The following is an 813-nucleotide window of genomic DNA, read 5'->3' as shown; positions in this document are numbered from 1 at the left end:
TTTCTCTCGACCGCCGTCAAGCAAGGGGTAGCGGCGCATACCGCACTGGAGCAACTGTTTGCGGGGGAGGTGCCAGCCTTCATGCAGCAAGAAGCCCCGACTCAGCCAACCGGTGCTGAATAGTTACGAAGTAGAAAGTGGTTGACTCTGACGTTCCCGAATCAATCCAGTTGCTACCCGCACCGACATAACCAACACCCCCAGCACTGCTAGTGTTTGTAGACGTGCCTTCCGACACAATCAAGATATCAATACCATCCGTCTGAGCAGCCCAAGCTTCTGCATTACTACCACTCAAACTAGCAATATCAAATGTCTCTCTATCACCCTCAAGGTAAAAAGTGCCTTCCGCAACACTAATGTCATAGTCACCATCTGCCTCGTTCAGCGTGATGGTAACGGCATCAACATTGGACGCAGTTGTGGCAGTCAGTACATCACCGCTCAGAGACCAAGTCAGTGCTTCTCCATCGAGGAGCACCTGTTGACCGTCCTGTGTGACCGCGGTGCCATTGATTGATGCATCAAAAGTGATACCTCCCGCACCATCAGTCCCGAACAGGCTTTCAAGTGAAATATCGCTAGATGTCTGGCCATCTTGTATAGAGCCAAAAGATTGCGGTGCGATTTCAGGGCCATCGTCCTCGATGGTGAAGGCACCCGCGGCCCCCAGGTCGAACGCAGCAGTGTCACTGTCGCCGTCGGCATCGGTCACGGTCTGCTCGAGCAGCAGCGTGCCGGCCTCCAGCAGCAGGGTCTCGATGTCGTCACCGTCAGTGGTGTCGTCGTGCCAGATGTTCGCCTGCTGGGCGA

The 813-nt window shown here is 54.7% G+C and carries 1 protein-coding gene; it reads right to left on the bottom strand.

Going from position 1 to position 813, the window contains the following annotated elements:
• Positions 1 to 79: 79 nt before the first annotated feature.
• Positions 80 to 813: DUF5801 repeats-in-toxin domain-containing protein (locus LWH48_RS18145; protein WP_232913679.1), on the bottom strand; the 734-nt coding region annotated here is incomplete at its 5' end.

Origin of the sequence: Halomonas sp. G15 (genome assembly GCF_021282295.1) — a bacterium.
Classification (GTDB): Bacteria; Pseudomonadota; Gammaproteobacteria; order Pseudomonadales; family Halomonadaceae; genus Halomonas; species Halomonas alimentaria.
This window is presented reverse-complemented; position numbering and strand designations above follow the sequence as displayed.